Here is a 17,304-nt window from a genome sequence, read left to right as displayed (position 1 = left end):
GACACACGAGGAGATCTGTTGCCTGAGGACGGCCAGGATCGCGACACCAGCGACTCCACTCGACCGGCCGAGTTCGATCGTGAACAGGCATATGTTTCCGTGCTGTACCAGCAGCTCGACGGCATGCGCAGCTACGCGAAGACTCGTTTGAGCAAGGTGCTGTTGGAATCCGGGGGCACCCCGCAAGCTCGCAGCGAACGCGAATCGTTCAGCCAGATGTACACCGAGGATCTCGCGAAGTACGACGCCGCCGAGAACGGCCTGTGTTTCGGCCGCATCGATCTGGCCGACGACGAGGAACGTTATGTCGGTCGCATCGGCATTCTCGACGAGCCCAACGACTACCAGACGTTGCTACTCGATTGGCGTGCGCCGCTTGCTCGACCGTTCTATCTCGCTACGCCCGCAGCGCCCGACGGCGTGACCCGGCGACGCCACATCCGTACCCGCAGCCGCCGAGTGACCGCCGTCAACGACGAGTATCTGAGTCTGGATGCTGCACAGCAGGCCGGTATCGCCGAGGACGCGGGCGGTGTCGGTACCGAAAGCGCTCTGCTCGCAGCGCTGAATGCGGCCCGCACCGGTCACATGAACGACATCGTCGAGACCATCCAGAGCGAGCAAGACGCGATCATCCGGTCCGAACACAAGAGCGTGCTGGTGGTCCAGGGCGGTCCCGGCACGGGCAAGACGGCCGTCGCGCTGCACCGTGCCGCCTATCTGCTCTACACCTATCGCCAGCAGCTCGCGAAGAGCGGCGTCCTGATCATCGGCCCTAATGCGACCTTCTTGGACTACATCGGTCAGGTACTCCCGTCGTTGGGCGAGACCGGAGTGCTGCTGTCCACGATCGGCGACCTGTACCCAGGGGTGCAGGCGACCGGCGAGGATCCGCTGCGCGCAGCCGAGCTCAAAGGCTCGCTCGACATGATCGGCGTGCTGAAGAACGCCGTCCGCGACCGGCAAGAACTGCCGCGCGAAGCCATTTCGCTGCGCTTCGAGTCGAACACCCTCACGTTGGATCGCAAGGTGGTGACCCGGGCGCGGGGTCGGGCTCGGTCGTCGCGACGGCCGCACAACCTGGCGCGGCCGATCTTCGTATCCGGGGTGATCGATGCGCTCGCCGATCAGTTGGCCGCCGTGCTCGGTGCGAACGTGGTGGGCGGCGCAAATCTGTTGAGCCGCGACGACATTGCCGATATTCGAGACGAGATGCGCTCGGATCCCGACGTGATGCGCGAGATCGGGCGACTGTGGCCGGAGCTGTCACCGCAGGAGGTGCTGTTCGATCTGTTCGCGTCGACGGACCGATTGGCAAGTGCAGCAACGGATCTCGACGAGACCGATCTCGACGCTCTGCTACGCACCCCAGGCGCAGGCTTCACTGCGGCCGACGCTCCCCTGCTCGACGAACTTGCCGAACTGCTCGGCGTCGACGATGCCGAGGAACGGGAGCGGGCCCGGCGACGCTGGCGTTCGCAGATCGAAGATGCACAGGGTGCGCTGGACATCCTCACCGGTTCGGCGCCACAAGATCTCGACGACGAGCACTCTCCGGAAATCCTCATGGCCTACGACCTGATCGACGCCAGCCAGCTCGCCGAACGCCAGAACGTGGGCACTCGGTTGACCACGGCCGAGCGAGCTGCAGGCGATCGAACGTGGACCTACGGGCACGTGATCATCGACGAGGCGCAGGAACTGTCCGAGATGGCGTGGCGAATGGTGATGCGCCGCATCCCCAATCGGTGGGTGACGGTGGTCGGTGATGTCGCACAGACCAGCGACCCGGCAGGTGCGGTGTCCTGGCAGCGCATGCTGGAACCGTATGTCGCACAACGCTGGAAGCTCGCCGAACTGAGCGTCAACTATCGAACACCGTCCGAGATCATGGTTGCCGCACACGATGTGCTCGCCGCCATCGATCCCGGCAGTTCGCTGCCCCGGTCGGTGCGCGACTCCGGCGTTCGCCCGTGGTCGCTACGCGTTGCCGAGAGCGCGGTATCGGATACCGTTCGCGAGATGGTCGCCGCGCAGCGTGGCCCTGGTCTGACCGCCGTGATCGCCGACCACGCAACGGCCGCGAGTCTCGCCGACATCGCCGGCGACTCGGTCAGCGTGTTGACGGTGCGCGAGGCGAAGGGCCTGGAATTCGACCACGTGATAATCGCGGAGCCGCAACGCATTCTCGACGAATCGCCGCGTGGGATGAACGATCTCTACGTTGCGTTGACCCGCGCCACGCAACGCCTCGCCGTAGTGCACTCCGGCCCGTTGCCCGACGTGCTGACTGCGCTGGACGACGTTGCGTCGAACCAGTGGGTCGACGATCGAACGGCGGCGGGCACCCGGTGAGAAGAGTTGCCCTGCTCGCTGCGGCCTGTGTCGTCGTCGCGGGTTGCGGGTCGACGGAATCACCTGCCGCATCGGAGGTTTCGTCTACCCCGGTGGTCACCGGCAGTGCGCCGCAGCCACCGCTGGACACCCGCGCCCAGCAATACCGGGACGCGTTGTTCGCCGCGGGAATTCCTCGCAGCCAATCCGATTCGACCACCCTGCTGTTGGCAGAGGGGATCTGTCGCCAGTTGACGGCAGGCACACCCGAACCCGCGATACTCGACAACCTGCGTCCGCTCGCGGATTACACCGCGACGCAATCGCATGGGTCGCTGACCGGAGATCGAGTGGCCCACCTCTACCTCGACACCGCCAAGGCGGGTTACTGCACGTCGAGCTGACTAGCGAACGGTGTGGACGATCAGCACGTCGGACGTGGACTTGCGTGCGGCGTCGGACGGCACCGATCCCAGTAGGCGGCCGGTGAGGCTGTTCAGCCCACGGTTACCGATGACGAGCAGGTCGCCACTGACTTCTTCCACCAACGCAAGCAACGATTCGACGGGTGCGCCGACAACCGGCCGCTCGACGACATCTTGCGCTCCGGCCGCATGGGCCTTCTCTCGCGCGGTTCGCAAGATCTCGTTGGTGGGCGCGGAGCCGTGCACCTGGTACGCGTCGTCCTTGAGAATGTCGCTTGCGGCGGAAACGTCGCGGTCGTCGGTCGGGTAGTACGCGCACGCGATCACGAGCTTGGCGCCCGCCGCACCCGCCAACGCGGCTGCCTTCTCGACGGCTTTGTACGACGAATCCGAACCATCGGTACCGACGACGATCGTCTGGTAGGCGGTCATCTATTTCCTCCAAAGGTGCTCATGGTCATAGCCGAAACACCGACACATCAGCTCGACGGGGCGTCTCGGCAGCTTCGCTGACCCTATCGGTATCCGGAGCGCCATAGAAAGGATTTGCGGTAGAAGCCACATGGGTGCCGCATTCCGACGACCGTCACCCGCCGCCCGATTGTGAATCTCGCATAGATTGGGAACCATGCGGCTGCCACGGTTCCGGAGGCCGACGCGCCGTGGCTATCTTCGGATCGCCGCATCGGTTGCGGTGCTCGCCTTGATCGCAATCCTGATCGCGACGACGTCCGGCACCGACGACAAGCCTGCGGTGGCCGCGCACGACGAATCGATGACGCTGCCCGAGGCCCCTGGATCGGCGGCGACGGTGACCATCGACGCGAGGGAATACCTCCCCGCGCACACGCCCGCACCCGCCGTGCTGCTGGCGCACGGCTTCGGCGGAAGCAAAGAATCGGTCGACGGTCAGGCGCGCGCGTTGGCGCGCGACGGCTTCGTCGTACTCGCATACAGCGCAAGAGGATTCGGCAAGAGCACCGGCACCATTTCGCTGAACGATCCCGACCGCGAAGTCGCCGACGCGCATGCGCTGATCACCTGGTTGGCGGGACGACCGGAGGTGAAGCTCGACGCACCGGGCGATCCGCGCGTCGGCGTCGCGGGCGGATCGTACGGCGGGGCACTTGCCTTGATGCTCGGCGGAACCGACAAGCGCATCGATGCGGTGGCGGCGGCGATCACCTGGAACGACCTCGGCCAAGCGCTCTTTCCAAATTATGGGACGACCGTCCCACCGGGGCAGCCGACACCGGGCGTCCTCAAGCGCGGTTGGGCAGGTGTGTTCTTCGGCGCGGGCGCAGCGCCTGCGGTGCCGGGCGTGTCGACGGGCGATCTGCAGACCGACATCTGCGGCCGTTTCGACGTCGGAATATGCCAGGGCTACGTGCAGGCAGCCGTCACCGGCGCACCCACCCCTGAGCTTCTTGCGTTGTTACGCGCGCACTCCCCTACTGCGGTTGCGCGAAACATCACGGCGCCCACACTGCTCGTGCAGGGCGAGCGCGACACCCTGTTCGGGCTTGATCAGGCGGATGCCAATGCGCGTGAGATCGCCGCGGGCGGTGCGCCTGTCACGGTTCGCTGGTTCAACGGCGGGCACGACGGTGACGCCGACCGCTCGGACGGCACCGTGCGGTCGTTCCTCGACGATCAGTTGCTCGACAGTCACACCGACCGGACCGACGATCCGGCATCGTTCGGCTTCTCGCTGCCTGGTACGCCGGACGAGCAGGGGCAGACGCAGAGTCGCAGAATGAGTGCGGACAGCTATCCCGGCCTGCCCGGCACCGGCGAGATGCCGCAGGCGACACTGCAGTTGACCGAGGCATCGGCACCGATGCAGAGCATTTCGCGCCCACCGGGTGCGTCGCCGGGTGCGGTGTCGAGCATTCCCGGTTTCGGATCCGCCGTATCGGCGCTCTCCGCCGTCGGCGGGGGTGGACTCGGCATCGATCCACCGGGGCAATTCGCGACGTTCCGCACCGCGCCGCTGGGTCGAGCGATGACCGTCACCGGCTCGCCCAGCGTCGAGGTCCGAGTCCAATCGTTCGCGGCGCCAGGCGAATCGGTGCTGTTCGCGAAGCTCTACGACGTCGGAAGCGGCGGGCGTCGAATACTTCCAGGCGGCGCGGTCGCCCCAATTCGCCTACCTGACGCGTCGGGCGCGCCGGTGGACGTTCGTATCGCCCTCCCTGCCGTTGCCTATCAAATCCCCGAAGGCCATCAGCTCGAACTGTCCGTCGGGACAACGGATCAGGCCTATTCGGTCCCGCTGAGCCCAGCGCGATTCACTGTGTCCCTGGCGAATTCGCAGCTGACCGTTCCGAGCGTCGCTGCCACGCCGACGAGTCGGGCGGTACCGCTGGCTCCCCTGGTGGGGATCGGTGTGATCGCGGGCTGCCTGGCGTTGCTGATCGCCGGAGCCACCATCAGATCTCGGCGCCGCGGAATTGCCGATGTCGACCCAGAATCGATCGACGTTCCGATCGTCGTCACGAACCTGTCGAAGACGTACAACAACGGTTTCACGGCGGTCGACGGTGTCAGTTTTGCTGTGCAGCACGGCCAGGTACTCGGTCTGCTCGGGCCCAACGGCGCGGGCAAGACCACCACGTTGCGAATGCTGATGGGCTTGATCACGCCGTCCAGCGGCGACATTCGCGTGTTCGGCCATCGCATAACCCCGGGCGCACCTGTTCTGTCGCGCCTCGGCGCCTTCATCGAAGGGCCCGGGCTGCTGCCTCACCTGTCCGGCTCGGACAATCTGCGGCTGTTCTGGCAGGCGACCGGACGACCGATCGAGGATGCCCACCTCGACGAGGTGCTGGCCATCGCCGACCTCGGTGTGGCGGTCGATCGCAAGGTCCGCTCGTACAGCCAGGGCATGCGCCAACGATTGGCCATCGCGCAGGCCATGCTCGGTCTGCCCGACCTGCTGGTGCTCGACGAACCGACCAATGGCCTCGACCCGCCGCAAATTCGGACCATGCGCGATGTATTGATCCAGTACGCGCGCGGTGGCCGGACCGTCGTGGTGTCGAGTCATCTCCTAGCCGAGGTCGAACAGACCTGCACCCACGTCGTGGTGATGGACCGAGGGAAGGTGATCAGCGCCGGCACGGTCGCCGATCTCGTCTCTACCGGTGGACCGACCGAGATCCGAGTCGACGACGCTGCAGCGGGTGCTGCGGCTCTCGCACAGGTCGACGGCATCGGCCACGTCGTGGAAACCGACGGCGCACAACCGACGCTGCGCGTGGACCTGGGCACAGCGGGCACTGCCAAAGTGATTCGGGCGCTCGTCGAGGCAGGAGTCGCGGTGGACGGAGTGTCGACGTCGACCAGACTCGAAGACGTGTTCCTCGCGCTGGTGCACGATCCGCGTGCTGTCAGCCAATCCGATGAGGTCGCGACATGACAGATTCGACGCCCGTGCACGACGACGGTCGTGCCCTCGGTCACCGACCGAGCCGCACCCTGCCGTTCCGCACCGAATTGGAACGCCAGCTGCGACGCAGGCGAACACATGTGGCCCTCGGATTCCTCGCGATACTGCCTGGAATCCTGGCGATCGCGTTCGCGGTCGGCGGGGCGAGCTCCGACGCAGGCACTCCCGGCCTGGTCGAGCTCGCGACCCGCGGCGGCGTGAATTTCACGGTGTTCGCATTACTGATGTCGGTGGGGTTTCTGCTGATCGTCGTCGTGGCACTGTTCTTCGGCGACTCCGTGGCCAGCGAGGCATCCTGGTCCAGCCTGCGCTATCTGTTGGCGATACCGGTGCCGCGCTCACGTTTGCTGCTGCAGAAGGCGGCCGTGTCGGCGACGCTGTCCGCACTCGCCCTGCTGGTGCTCGTGGTGTCTGCGCTGGCGTTGGGCACGATGCTCTATGGGACCGACCCACTGGTCAATCCATTCGGCGACTCGCTGCCGTACGGCACCGCCGTGCTGCGGTTGCTGATATCGCTGGGCTACATCGCCGTCAATCTCACCTGGATCGCCGGATTGGCGATGCTGTTGTCCGTGGTCACCGATGCGCCGTTGGGCGCGGTCGGCGGCACTGTGATGGTGTCGATCCTGGTGCAGATCCTCGATCAGATAACCGCGTTGGGAACGTTGCGCGACTACCTACCGGGCCACTTCTCGTTCGGCTGGACGCGCGCGCTGTCGATGACAATCGATTGGCACGACATCACCGTCGGATCCTTCTCAGCCCTCGCGTACGCATCCGCGTTCGCAGTGCTGGCGTGGATCCTGTTCTCCCGCAAGGACATCACGAGCTAGGACTTATTTCGGGCTCGTCTATTTCAGGCCCGCCGCATCCATTCCGCGCAGCTCCTTCTTCAGATCGTGAATCTCGTCGCGTAGACGGCCTGCAAGTTCGAACTGCAAGTCGCGAGCGGCACTCATCATCTGAGCTGTGAGCTCCTTGACCAGATCGGCCAATTCGGCTCGCGGCATCGACTTGACGTCGCGACCCTCGTAGATGCCCGCACTGACCGCCCGGCCCGGCTCACCTTGGGCACGACGACCACGACTCGCGTTGCGACCGGAACCGCCGACCTCGACGTTCTCCGTGTCTTCGGCCTCTTCGTAGACCTGGTCGAGAATGTCCGCGATCTTGCGTCGCAGCGGCTGCGGATCCACACCCTTCTCCAGGTTGTAGGCGATCTGCTTTTCGCGGCGGCGCTCGGTTTCCTCGATCGCGTAGGCCATGGAATCGGTGATCTTGTCCGCATACATGTGCACTTCGCCCGAGACGTTGCGGGCGGCACGGCCGATCGTCTGGATCAGCGACGTGCCGCTGCGCAAGAAGCCTTCCTTGTCCGCGTCGAGAATCGCGACCAACGACACCTCCGGAAGGTCGAGGCCCTCACGTAGCAGGTTGATGCCGACCAGCACGTCGTACTCGCCGAGCCGAAGCTGGCGCAGCAACTCCACCCGACGCAGTGTGTCGATGTCGGAGTGCAGGTAGCGGACCTTGATGCCGAGCTCGAGCAGATAGTCGGTGAGATCCTCCGCCATCTTCTTGGTCAGCGTGGTGACGAGGATGCGCTCGTCCTTCTCGGCCCGTTCCCTGATCTCGTGGATCAGGTCGTCGATCTGCCCCTTCGTCGGCTTGACGACCACCTTCGGGTCGATCAGTCCCGTCGGCCGAATGACCTGCTCGACGAATTCGCCGCCGGCCTGGCCCAACTCGTATTTACCCGGCGTCGCCGACAGATACACCGTCTGCCCGATCCGCTCGGCGAACTCTTCCCAAGTGAGCGGTCGGTTGTCCACGGCCGACGGCAGACGGAACCCGAACTCCACCAGGTTGCGCTTGCGAGACATGTCGCCCTCGTACATGCCGCCGATCTGCGGGACCGTGACGTGCGACTCGTCGATCACCATCAAGAAGTCGTCCGGGAAGTAATCGATCAGCGTTGCAGGTGCGGTACCCGCACCGCGCCCGTCGATGTGCCGCGAGTAGTTCTCGATGCCCGAGCAGAATCCGACCTGCCGGATCATCTCGAGGTCGTATTGCGTGCGCATCCGAAGCCGTTGCGCCTCCAGCAGTTTGCCCTGGTTCTCGAGTTCGGCGAGCCGCTCTTCCAACTCGGTCTCGATGTCGCGGACCGCACGTTCCATCCGCTCGGGCCCCGCTACATAGTGCGTCGCGGGGAAGATGCGCAGCATGTCCACCTTGCGCACCACATCGCCGGTCAGCGGATGCAAATAGTAGAGCGCCTCGATCTCGTCGCCGAAAAATTCGATGCGCACCGCCAGCTCTTCGTACGACGGAATGATCTCCACGGTGTCGCCGCGTACCCGGAACGAGCCACGGGTGAACGACAGGTCGTTGCGCGTGTACTGCACGTCGACCAGCAGGCGCAGCAGGGCGTCGCGCGGCACCTCGACGCCGACTTCCAGCTGCACGGACCGGTCGAGGTAGGACTGCGGTGTGCCGAGACCGTAGATGCAGGAGACCGACGCGACCACGACCACATCACGGCGAGACAGCAGATTCGACGTTGCCGAGTGCCGTAGCCGCTCGACGTCGTCGTTGACCGAGCTGTCCTTCTCGATGTAGGTGTCGGTCTGCGCGATGTACGCCTCGGGTTGGTAGTAGTCGTAGTACGAGACGAAGTACTCGACCGCGTTGTTCGGCAACATTTCGCGGAGTTCGTTCGCAAGCTGCGCGGCGAGCGTCTTGTTGGGTGCCATGACCAGCGTCGGCCGTTGCAACTTCTCGATCAGCCAGGCAGTGGTCGCCGACTTACCGGTACCGGTGGCACCGAGCAGGACTACGTCCTTCTCCCCCGCGTTTATCCGTCGTTCCAGGTCAGCGATGGCGGCCGGCTGATCGCCGGCGGGCTTGTGGTCGCTGACAACCTCGAATACGCCGTCGGTGCGCTCGATCTCGCCCACCGGCCGGTGCTCCGAGTGCGCGACTGGATGTTCGGATGCAAACGCCATGACTCCAGGGTATGTGGCCCCACCGACACGTTTCGTGTCGAACAGGTCATTTCGCTCAGCGCGTGATTTCGCTGAACGGTACTGTCGGGTCGTCATGACAGTTCATGTGCACGCACCCAAGGTCGAGACCTTCGACGTGGCGGCCATGACGAACACGGATCCCAAGGGGTTCGTCAGGCAAGTCGAGGAATATCGGCTGGAACCGTGGGGTCTCTACATGGCCCGACCGTCCGATCACCCGACGTTCCACTACCTCGAATCCTGGCTGTTGCCGAGTCTCGGCATTCGGGTCTCGGTGTTTCACTACCTGCCCGAGTTTCGACGCGATCAGGACTTCTACGTCGACATCGGCGAGTTCACGGCGGGCGACACCGTGTGGACATCCGTGGATCACTATCTGGATCTGGTGATCCGGTCCGGGCAGGACACCGAATTGCTCGACGTCGACGAACTCCTCGATGCTCGAGTTGCGGGTCTCCTCGACGCGAAAACCGCTCAGGGCGCCATCGAATGTGCAGCGGCAGCGATCGACGGTATCGCCGCGCACGGCTATCTGCTGGAGGGTTGGCTGGCGTCGCAGGGGGTTCAGTTGAGTTGGCGCACTAGGACAGAGACCGCGTAACCCATTTCGGAATCTCTTTCGCCTTGCCCGCGGCCCGCGCGATCTTGTGGTTCTTGCCCAGGATCAGGCGCAACTGCAGCTGGCTCTCGGTCCAGAATGCCGAGCGCGGCGAAGACGTCCAGGTGTCGTGGAAAAGCCGCTTCGTCAGTGCAACGGAATCCGGTGAGCGCGTGCAGATCTGGGCTGCGAGTGCCTTTGCCGCGGCAAGCGGGTCACTGGACACCTCGGTAACGAGCCCCAGTTCCTTGGCCCGCGTGCCGTCGAACACCTCGGCAGTCATGGTGAGGCGCTTAGCGACGTCGATGGGAACCAACTCGCGCAGGGTCACCGATCCGGTCATATCAGGGATCAGCCCCCACTTGCCTTCCATCACCGACAGTTCGCAATCGGGGGTCGAGATCCTGAAGTCGGCCGCGAGTGCCAGTTGCAAACCACCGCCGAAGCAAAATCCACGCAGCACAGCGATCACCGGCACCGGCAACTCCCGCCACGCCCAACACGCCTTCTGGTAGAGGTTCGTGGTCTGCACCGGCAGCTTCGCGAAGCCGCGGACCTGCGCAACCTGGTCTTTGCCGATCGACGCGAAATCCAGGCCGCTGCAGAATGCGGTGCCATCACCCTGCAAGATCACAGCGCGGATCGTGCGATCCTCAGCGATCCGGCCAGGCACCGATGCCAACGCCTGCAGCATCGGCATGTCGAGCGCGTTCAGCTTGTCGGCACGGTTCAACGTCGCGTAGGCGATTCCGTCGATTACGTCGAGGGTGACGCGATCTTCGCGTGGTTCGGACACAGTGCCCACCTTAGCGGCGGCTACTCCCCTACTCGAACGTCGACGTTGGCCGGGCGGCCGGGATCGGCACTGCCATAATTGCCTGCCTCGATTTGTGGAAAGCCTGCGGCAGCGAGCGGTTCGACGAGTTGTTTTGCCGCTTCCTGGTTCGCGGTCGTGATCTGCAGTTCGATCACGTCTTGCGCTTCCGTACCCGCCGCGGTGGACCCGACGTGATCGATGCGCGTCACCTTGTCTCCACATACAGCGCGAAGCCGCGCGACCAAACGTGCTGCCTGAGCGGGCCATTCATGATTTGCAGGCACAATTTCCGGCAAATACTGCGAGGCGATGCGCTCACGGACGTTGCGCTCGAAGGGAACCAGACGCTCGTCCCACAATTTCCGCACCACGCTGTCGAGGCTGCCGGGTTCACCGCTGTTGTCCAGCCACACGTCGGCGGCGGCCCGGCGCTGGTCGTCGGTGGCCTGCGCCGCAATACGTGCTCGCGCATCGGATTCCGGGATGTCGCGGAACTCCACCAACCGCCGCACTCGTTCTTCGGCGTCGACCCACACCACGATCACAAGGTTGAAGAAGGCACCGAGCTTGCCCTCGACCAGGAGTGGAATGTCTTGCACCACAATTGCGTCCGCAGGAGCACCGTCGATCAGTTCGGCGGTGCGAGCACCCACAAGCGGATGCACGATCGCGTTCAACTTCTTTGTCGACTCAGGGTCGGCGAAGGCTTTGGCGGCCAGCGCTGCACGGTCGAGGGTCCCGTCCGGGCGCAGTAGGTCGTCGCCGAAAGCCGTTACCAGCGAGGCGAGTCCGGGCGTTCCCGGCTCGACAACCTCACGCGCGATCGCATCCGCGTCGACGATGACGGCGCCCAGTTGCGCAAGCACCTTGGACACCGTCGACTTACCTGCTCCCATGCCTCCTGTGAGGCCAATTCTCAGCACGTTGTTCAGTCTCTCATCCAACACGCCGAAAGATCATCAGTCCCAAATGCACCAAGTTCAACATTCCGTCGGTTATCTTCGAACTCGGCGAGCCAGGCCACCGAATCTCTAACAAAGGAACACCATGCGAAGCAATGAATTCCAGGCCGGTCGGCACCGCCTGGGTATGGCGAGTGGGATGCACTGCGTCCTTATTCCCGAAGTTGCGGCCGCGCTCGCGGAGCACCGTCGCAACTGGTTCACCTCGCTGATCAGCCCTGCCCGTCACAGCTTTGCTGCTATGCGCAAGCAGACCGCATCGGCTGCAACTCACTGGGTGCCTGCCACGGCCAGCTGAACCGACAAAACCACCTCGAGTGGCCCGGTCCGCAACTGCGGGCCGGGCCACTCGTGTTCGATAGTGTCGTGCGATGGAACAGTATCGAGCCGTATTCGACGCAGAGATCACCTTTCTGAACGGTGGCGGCCTACAGGCCAACGGTTTTCGGCTGGACGTACCGGATGGCGACGCAACGGAAGAACAGGTCGGCGCGCTTCTCGTCCGCCATCTTGGCCTACTCATGGTCGATCAGGTGCGACTTGCCGACTTCCAGATCGTGGCCGAGGAGCATCGGGGCTCCCGCGGCGGACCCTCCGATACAACGCAGCGCGAAGAACCCGGCCGATGGCTGATCGAACTGTCGCACGTGATTCGCGAAGGATTGATCACCTATCCCGGGCTGCCCGGACCGCACATCACTCCGCACATGACTCGAGCGGATTCACGTTCCAAATACGCCGAGGGCACCGAGTTCGCGATCGACGCCATCACGATGGTCGGCAACACCGGCACCTACCTCGACAGTCCGTTCCATCGCTATGCCGACGGACCGGACCTGTCCGGGTTGCCGTTGGAATCCATTGCGGACCTGCCGATCTCGATCGTCCGACTCGATGGCAGTGGTCGGCGCGGGATCGAGCCGCAAGCCTTGGCCCACCTCGAGATCGCGGGCCGCGCTGTGCTCTAGCACACGGGGTGGGACAAACACTGGGACACAAAGGAATACGGCGATCCCGCACCCTATCTGACCGCGGCCGGAGCACAGTTTCTCGTCGACGCGGGCGCCGCCCTTGTCGGAATCGACTCGGTCAACATCGACGACACCGTCGGCTCGGAACGTCCCGCGCACACGATCCTGCTCGGCGCGGATATCCCAGTCCTCGAACACCTCACCGCGTTGCGCAACGTACCGACATCGGGTGCCCGCCTGCATGCCGCTCCCCCGCTGGTCGCCGGCTTCGGGACCTTCCCCGTTCGGGCCTACGCCGTCGTCGGCGGTTAACCCCCGCCCACGCGAAAGGCCCTGATCCCGTTGGGGATCAGGGCCTTTCGAGTACTAGCTGCTATCAGGCGTTGCCGGACAGCTTCTCACGCAGTGCGGCGAGCTGCGCATCGCTCGCCAGCGAGCCACCAGCGGACTCGGCCGGTGCCGCGGCACCGGTCTCGCCGTCGGCGCTGTCACCCGAGCCGGTCTCCGAGGAGTAACCGGCGGCGGCCTGAGCAGCCTCGGTTGCCTCGTCGGCGGCCATCTTCTCCATCTGAGTGGTGTGCATCTTGTGGCGACGCTCGGCCTCGGCGTAACGGCCTTCCCACTCTTCCCGGACCTTGTCCGAACCCTCGAGCCATTCGTTGGTCTCGGCGTCGAAGCCCTCGGGGAAGATGTAGTTGCCCTGATCGTCGTAGCTGTCGGCCATGCCGTACTTCGACGGGTCGAACTCGGCGTGGTAGTCCTCGTTCGCCTGCTTCAGCGAGAGCGAGATACGACGACGCTCCAGGTCGATGTCGATGACCTTGACCATCGCGTCGTCGCCGACTGCGACAACCTGGTCCGGGACCTCCACGTGGCGCTCGGCCAGCTCGGAGATGTGGACCAAGCCCTCGATGCCCTCTTCGACGCGCACGAATGCACCGAACGGAACCAGCTTGGTGACCTTGCCGGGCACGATCTGGCCGATGGCGTGGGTACGGGCGAACTGACGCCACGGATCTTCCTGCGTTGCCTTGAGCGACAGCGAAACCCGCTCGCGGTCCAAGTCGACGTCGAGAACCTCGACGGTGACCTCGTTGCCGACCTCGACAACCTCGGACGGGTGGTCGATGTGCTTCCAGGACAGCTCGGAGACGTGCACCAAGCCGTCGACGCCACCCAGGTCCACGAAGGCACCGAAGTTGACGATGGAGGACACGACGCCCTTGCGGACCTGGCCCTTCTGGAGCTGGTGCAGGAACTCGCTGCGGACCTCGGACTGAGTCTGCTCGAGCCATGCGCGACGCGACAGGACCACGTTGTTGCGGTTCTTGTCGAGTTCGATGATCTTGGCCTCGATCTCCTTGCCGACGTACGGCTGGAGGTCGCGGACGCGACGCATCTCGACGAGCGAGGCAGGCAGGAAGCCACGAAGACCGATGTCGAGGATCAGGCCGCCCTTGACGACCTCGATGACGGTGCCCTTGACGGCCTCGTCCTTCTCCTTGAGCTCCTCGATGGTGCCCCAGGCACGCTCGTACTGAGCGCGCTTCTTCGACAGGATCAAGCGGCCTTCTTTGTCCTCCTTGGTGAGGACGAGAGCTTCGACCTCATCGCCCACGGAGACGACCTCGTTGGGGTCGACGTCGTGCTTGATGGAGAGCTCACGAGAAGGGATGACGCCTTCGGTCTTGTAACCGATGTCGAGCAGAACCTCGTCGCGATCGACCTTGACGATGGTGCCTTCGACGATGTCGCCATCGTTGAAGTATTTGATCGTTGCGTCGATGGCTGCGAGGAAGTCCTCGGCGGAGCCGATGTCATTGACGGCTACCTGCGGCGAGGTGACGGTGGAGGAGGGCATATGTTGAATTGCTCCGGACGGGTTGATGGTCGGTTGGTGGATGTTTTGTCGGACACGTGCATCGCCGTCCCGCCTGTCTCAGCGCAGCACAAAGGACACTCGCGGGTAACAGGGTACGCGACCCGGGCGGAGGCGGGCAAACCGGCGACCGCTTTCCGAAGCCCTACTGTATTCCCATGTCGGAAGAGCGCCACGCGGTGCCGATTGGCATGTCCGAAGAGCGCCATGCGGAAGCAAACGCCCTGCTCGGAACGGTCGGCGTGAGTCGAACCAAGATCGACTCGGTGACCAGCGAGCGGGCCAGTCGAGCGTGGTGGGACGCCGATGCGTCTGCCTATCACCACGAACACGGCGAATTTCTGGGTGTCGATTCCGATGCCGGCGAGTTCGTGTGGTGCCCGGAAGGGCTCCACGAAGGCGATGTGGGCTTCCTCGGTGACGTTGCGGGCAAGCGAGTGTTGGAGATCGGCTGCGGCTCCGCGCCGTGCGCGCGCTGGCTGGCCGGACAAGGTGCGCATGCCGTCGGGCTCGATCTGTCGATGGGAATGCTGCGACGCGGCGTCGAAGCGATGGACAAGGGTGGGCCGCGGGTGCCGTTGGTGCTGGCAGGTGCCGAATCGCTGCCGTTCACCGATGCCAGTTTCGATATCGCGTGCTCGGCATTCGGTGCCGTGCCGTTCGTCGCCGATTCGGCGCTGGTGATGCGCGAGGTCGCGCGCGTGCTGCGACCGGGCGGGCGCTGGGTGTTCGCGGTCAACCACCCGATGCGCTGGATCTTCCCCGACGATCCGGGCGAGGCCGGATTGACGGCGACCATCCCCTATTTCGATCGGACCCCGTACGTCGAGGTCGACGAGACGGGAACGCCGACGTATGTGGAGCATCACCGAACGATCGGCGATCGAGTCCGTGAAGTGGTGGCAGCCGGTTTGGTACTCGAAGACATCATCGAACCGCAGTGGCCTGAGCACCTGGACCGCGAATGGGGTCAGTGGAGCCCACTCCGCGGCAATCTCTTCCCCGGCACTGCCATCTTCATCGCTACCAAACCAGGGTGAATGGCACTCTCGTTCGGTTGAACCGAACGAGAGTGCCATTCACCCATCACAACAGCTTCGAGAGGAAGGCCTTGGTCCGCTCGTGCTGCGGATTGGCGAGCAGACCGCGCGGCTCTCCCGATTCGACGACGACGCCGCCATCCATGAACACCAGCTGATCGGCGACCTCACGAGCGAATCCCATCTCGTGCGTCACGACCACCATCGTCATGCCCTCACGCGCGAGGTTCTTCATGACGGCAAGCACCTCGCCGACCAGCTCGGGGTCCAACGCCGACGTCGGCTCGTCGAAGAGCATCAGCTTCGGATCCATCGCAAGGGCGCGGGCGATGGCGACGCGTTGCTGCTGACCACCCGACAGCTGCGCCGGGTAGGCGTTCGCCTTGTCCGACAAGCCGACCTGGTCGAGCAGGTCCTTGGCTCGCGTCACCGCGTCGGCCTTCTTGATGCCCTTCACCTGAGTCGGCGCCTCGATGATGTTCTCCAACGCCGTCCGATGCGGGAACAGGTTGAAATGCTGGAACACCATGCCGATGTCACGGCGCTGAACTGCGGCATCCTTCGGCGCCATTTCGTAGAGCTTGCCGTTCTTCTCCCGGTAGCCGATCAGGTCGCCGTCGACGTAGAGACGACCGGCATTCACCTGCTCGAGGTGATTGATGCACCGCAGAAACGTCGACTTGCCCGATCCCGACGGACCGACAAGGCACAGCACCTGTCCGCGATCGATCTCGAGGGTGATGCCCTTCAAAACACGCAGCGCTCCGAAGCTCTTGCAGACCTGCTCGGCCTTCACCATGGCGGTCATACCGCACCTCCTCCGGTCTGAGGTGCACCCAGCCCCTGCGCCTTCGCCAACGCTTCGAGTTGCTTCGTCGTCAGTTTCCTCGACGCGCCCTTCGAGAAATATCGCTCCAGATAGAACTGTCCGACCATGAGGATGCTGGTGATCGCGAGGTACCAGGTCATCGCAACCAGCAACAGCGGGATCGGCTGAAAGTTGGTGCCCGAGATGTCGCGAGCGACGCCGTACAACTCGGTACTCAGCGGAACAGCCGTCACCAACGACGTGGTTTTCAGCATGCTGATCAGCTCGTTGCCGGTCGGCGGAATGATCACCCGCATCGCTTGCGGGAGAACGGTGCGCCTGATGGTCTGCGACCACGACATGCCCAGTGCCGTCGACGCTTCCGACTGACCTTCACCGACGGAGTTGATACCGGCCCGGACGATCTCCGCCATGTATGCCGACTCGTTGAGGCCGAGGCCGATCATCGCGAACGTGAATGCCGCACTGAGCGTTTGGATGTCGAAATGCGCGAACTGCGGACCGAAGGGAATGCCCAGATCGATCGATTTGTAGAGCGACGGGAACAGTCCCCAGAACACCAACTGCACGTACACGGGTGTTCCACGGAAGAGCCAGAGGTAGGCCCACGCCGCCGACCGTAGGACCGGATTCGGCGACAGCCGCATGACGGCGAGCACCACACCCAGCACGATCGCGATCACCATCGCGAGCACCGTCAGCTGCAGGGTGACCCACGCCGCGGCCGAAATACGTTTGTCGAAAAGGTATTTCGCGTAGGTATCCCACCCGTAGGCCTTGTTGGTGGCCGCCCCGTAGATGAACAGGGCGACCAACACCACAACGACGATGGCGGCTATCCATCGGCCCGGCCTGCGGAGCGGGATGGCCTTGATGGCCTCCGGTTCCGCCGACCCGGCGTCGAACGTCGGCCGCGATTCGGACACGAGAATCTCCTGGGGTTGTGCTGCGCAGTCAGTGAATCGAAGG

13 protein-coding genes and 2 pseudogenes are annotated in these 17,304 nt (G+C 64.2%); 8 read left to right on the top strand and 7 right to left on the bottom strand.

The window, feature by feature from the left end:
• Positions 1 to 18 precede the first annotated feature (18 nt).
• Together FOY51_RS20950 and FOY51_RS20945 are read left to right on the top strand one after the other, a co-directional pair.
• On the top strand, positions 19 to 2,355 hold the full coding sequence (locus tag FOY51_RS20950) for a HelD family protein (RefSeq protein WP_371830472.1): 2,337 nt from the start codon (positions 19 to 21) through the stop codon (positions 2,353 to 2,355).
• Positions 2,352 to 2,738 (top strand): DUF732 domain-containing protein, encoded by a 387-nt coding sequence (locus tag FOY51_RS20945; RefSeq protein ID WP_149432204.1) that lies wholly within the window; start codon positions 2,352 to 2,354, stop codon positions 2,736 to 2,738. Before FOY51_RS20950 ends, FOY51_RS20945 begins: the two co-directional genes overlap by 4 nt.
• Here the strand turns inward: FOY51_RS20945 and FOY51_RS20940 are convergent, their stop codons facing one another.
• A complete protein-coding gene (locus FOY51_RS20940; RefSeq protein ID WP_149432203.1) occupies positions 2,739 to 3,191 on the bottom strand; it encodes a universal stress protein in 453 nt (150 codons plus the stop codon).
• A gap of 196 nt (positions 3,192 to 3,387) precedes the next feature.
• Between FOY51_RS20940 and FOY51_RS20935 the strand changes: the two genes are divergently transcribed.
• Together FOY51_RS20935 and FOY51_RS20930 are read left to right on the top strand one after the other, a co-directional pair.
• Positions 3,388 to 6,180 (top strand): alpha/beta fold hydrolase, encoded by a 2,793-nt coding sequence (locus FOY51_RS20935; RefSeq protein ID WP_149432202.1) that lies wholly within the window; start codon positions 3,388 to 3,390, stop codon positions 6,178 to 6,180.
• Positions 6,177 to 7,043 (top strand): ABC transporter permease, encoded by an 867-nt coding sequence (locus FOY51_RS20930; protein ID WP_149432201.1) that lies wholly within the window; start codon positions 6,177 to 6,179, stop codon positions 7,041 to 7,043. The genes FOY51_RS20935 and FOY51_RS20930 overlap by 4 nt, the downstream gene beginning before the upstream one ends.
• An 18-nt stretch (positions 7,044 to 7,061) precedes the next feature.
• Here FOY51_RS20930 and uvrB read toward each other — a convergent pair whose 3' ends face one another.
• Positions 7,062 to 9,218, bottom strand: coding sequence for an excinuclease ABC subunit UvrB (uvrB, locus tag FOY51_RS20925; RefSeq protein ID WP_149432200.1), 2,157 nt, complete (start codon positions 9,216 to 9,218; stop codon positions 7,062 to 7,064).
• Between the two features lie 94 nt (positions 9,219 to 9,312).
• Here uvrB and FOY51_RS20920 point away from each other — a divergent pair, with 94 nt between their 5' ends.
• Positions 9,313 to 9,840: a ribonuclease FAU-1 family protein gene (locus tag FOY51_RS20920; RefSeq protein WP_149432199.1), complete on the top strand. Its 528-nt coding sequence runs from the start codon at positions 9,313 to 9,315 to the stop codon at positions 9,838 to 9,840.
• Here the strand turns inward: FOY51_RS20920 and FOY51_RS20915 are convergent.
• Positions 9,821 to 10,633, bottom strand: coding sequence for a crotonase/enoyl-CoA hydratase family protein (locus tag FOY51_RS20915; protein ID WP_149432198.1), 813 nt, complete (start codon positions 10,631 to 10,633; stop codon positions 9,821 to 9,823). The two genes, FOY51_RS20920 and FOY51_RS20915, sit on opposite strands and share 20 nt — an antisense overlap.
• 29 nt (positions 10,634 to 10,662) lie before the next feature.
• Positions 10,663 to 11,577, bottom strand: a pseudogene (gene coaE, locus FOY51_RS27685) (dephospho-CoA kinase); the annotation flags it as partial.
• Between the two features lie 124 nt (positions 11,578 to 11,701).
• On the opposite strand from coaE, the gene FOY51_RS20905 reads away from it, so the two are divergent.
• Both FOY51_RS20905 and FOY51_RS20900 read left to right on the top strand, forming a co-directional pair.
• Positions 11,702 to 11,914 carry a hypothetical protein gene (locus FOY51_RS20905; protein ID WP_149432196.1) on the top strand — a complete coding sequence of 71 codons (213 nt, stop codon included), beginning with the start codon at positions 11,702 to 11,704 and terminating at the stop codon, positions 11,912 to 11,914.
• 73 nt (positions 11,915 to 11,987) lie between these two features.
• Positions 11,988 to 12,899: pseudogene (locus FOY51_RS20900) on the top strand (cyclase family protein).
• A gap of 64 nt (positions 12,900 to 12,963) precedes the next feature.
• Here FOY51_RS20900 and rpsA read toward each other — a convergent pair.
• Entirely contained in the window at positions 12,964 to 14,448 is a 1,485-nt protein-coding gene (gene rpsA / locus FOY51_RS20895) for a 30S ribosomal protein S1 (protein ID WP_149432195.1), read from the bottom strand.
• A 209-nt stretch (positions 14,449 to 14,657) separates the two neighbouring features.
• On the opposite strand from rpsA, the gene FOY51_RS20890 reads away from it, so the two are divergent.
• Positions 14,658 to 15,506 carry a class I SAM-dependent methyltransferase gene (locus FOY51_RS20890; RefSeq protein WP_149432251.1) on the top strand — a complete coding sequence of 283 codons (849 nt, stop codon included), beginning with the start codon at positions 14,658 to 14,660 and terminating at the stop codon, positions 15,504 to 15,506.
• Positions 15,507 to 15,552: 46 nt separating this feature from the next.
• Here the strand turns inward: FOY51_RS20890 and FOY51_RS20885 are convergent, their stop codons facing one another.
• Both FOY51_RS20885 and FOY51_RS20880 read right to left on the bottom strand, forming a co-directional pair.
• Positions 15,553 to 16,314, bottom strand: coding sequence for an amino acid ABC transporter ATP-binding protein (locus FOY51_RS20885; RefSeq protein WP_149432194.1), 762 nt, complete (start codon positions 16,312 to 16,314; stop codon positions 15,553 to 15,555).
• Positions 16,311 to 17,267, bottom strand: a complete 957-nt coding sequence (locus FOY51_RS20880) for an amino acid ABC transporter permease (protein WP_149432193.1) — start codon at positions 17,265 to 17,267, stop codon at positions 16,311 to 16,313. Before FOY51_RS20880 ends, FOY51_RS20885 begins: the two co-directional genes overlap by 4 nt.
• Between the last annotated feature and the right edge of the window lie 37 nt (positions 17,268 to 17,304).

Origin of the sequence: Antrihabitans cavernicola (genome assembly GCF_008297975.1) — a bacterium.
GTDB lineage: Bacteria > Actinomycetota > Actinomycetes > Mycobacteriales > Mycobacteriaceae > Antrihabitans > Antrihabitans cavernicola.
The sequence above is the reverse complement of the archived record's forward strand: the minus strand, read 5'-3'. Positions and strand labels throughout refer to the sequence as shown.

Coding starts and splice junctions, on each gene's coding strand:
- FOY51_RS20905 (WP_149432196.1), top strand. CDS start 11,702: ATGCGAAGCAATGAATTCCAGGCCGGTCGGCACCGCCTGGGTATGGCG.
- FOY51_RS20920 (WP_149432199.1), top strand. CDS start 9,313: ATGACAGTTCATGTGCACGCACCCAAGGTCGAGACCTTCGACGTGGCG.
- FOY51_RS20940 (WP_149432203.1), bottom strand. CDS start 3,191: ATGACCGCCTACCAGACGATCGTCGTCGGTACCGATGGTTCGGATTCG.
- FOY51_RS20890 (WP_149432251.1), top strand. CDS start 14,658: ATGTCCGAAGAGCGCCATGCGGAAGCAAACGCCCTGCTCGGAACGGTC.
- FOY51_RS20885 (WP_149432194.1), bottom strand. CDS start 16,314: ATGACCGCCATGGTGAAGGCCGAGCAGGTCTGCAAGAGCTTCGGAGCG.
- FOY51_RS20935 (WP_149432202.1), top strand. CDS start 3,388: ATGCGGCTGCCACGGTTCCGGAGGCCGACGCGCCGTGGCTATCTTCGG.
- uvrB (WP_149432200.1), bottom strand. CDS start 9,218: ATGGCGTTTGCATCCGAACATCCAGTCGCGCACTCGGAGCACCGGCCG.
- FOY51_RS20930 (WP_149432201.1), top strand. CDS start 6,177: ATGACAGATTCGACGCCCGTGCACGACGACGGTCGTGCCCTCGGTCAC.
- rpsA (WP_149432195.1), bottom strand. CDS start 14,448: ATGCCCTCCTCCACCGTCACCTCGCCGCAGGTAGCCGTCAATGACATC.